The organism is uncultured Algibacter sp., from assembly GCF_947487605.1.
Classification (GTDB): Bacteria; Bacteroidota; Bacteroidia; order Flavobacteriales; family Flavobacteriaceae; genus Algibacter_D.
The window spans coordinates 1-788 of the sequence record NZ_CANKXK010000057.1 but is presented as its reverse complement, the minus strand read 5'-3'; the positions used below and the strand labels follow the sequence as shown (position 1 = coordinate 788).

General features: G+C 29.4%; 1 protein-coding gene. It reads right to left on the bottom strand.

The genetic code is table 11. From position 1 onward, the window contains the following. Nucleotides 1-108: 108 nt before the first annotated feature. A partial coding sequence (locus Q0739_RS14915) for a hypothetical protein (RefSeq protein ID WP_298239533.1) occupies nt 109-788 on the bottom strand: 680 nt, incomplete at its 5' end.

Below are 788 nucleotides of genomic sequence, written 5' to 3'. Positions count from 1 at the left end.
TTATGTATAAGATTAGTGCGGTTTTGTGTGCGAGGATTTTCCGCAGGAAAATCAGATGTAACAAAACAGGACTAATCACTGGTTTAGGCAAAGACCCAAGCATTAATTTTATACTTTGTTAGCAGTTGTTTTTTCTTTCAATTCGTTTAATGGAATTTCTATTTTGTTGTTTCCAAACCATTCTCCTTCTCCGCCAACATAAACGATAAAATTCTTTTCAGATATAGCCCAAGTTATTACATAATTACTTCCAGTTTCGTAAGCGAGTAAATTCACATAATTATTATTTTCAGCACTATATTTTTTAACATAAGGATAAATCATTCCACGTTTAAAATTCGGAATTATTTGATTTGGTTCAATTCCTAAAAGTCCAACTTTCAAAGTGTCTTTTTGTTTCGGATTTACAACAATCGAATGATAAACTGTATCTTTCTTTATTCCTCCACGACTTATTAAAGTCTGAAATTCAACACTCAATATTGAGTCAGTTTTTAATAAAATCTTGTAATTTCCAGTTACCTGACTTTTTTTAGTATCTACTTTCTCGCAATTATGTGCGTAATATTCGTGTTCGGCATAATCTTCTAATATTTCATTCAGTTTAGCCATTTTTACTTTATCTAAAAGACCTTTGATTTCTGGATACGAGATTGGAATTTCGCAATTATCTTTTTTAATTATTTTCGTTCTATTCAAAATTTCATATTCAGCATTTTTTGATTCACAACTGTAAATCAAAAACCCTATTATTAATATGTATTTCAGAGTTTTCATCAAATAACTGC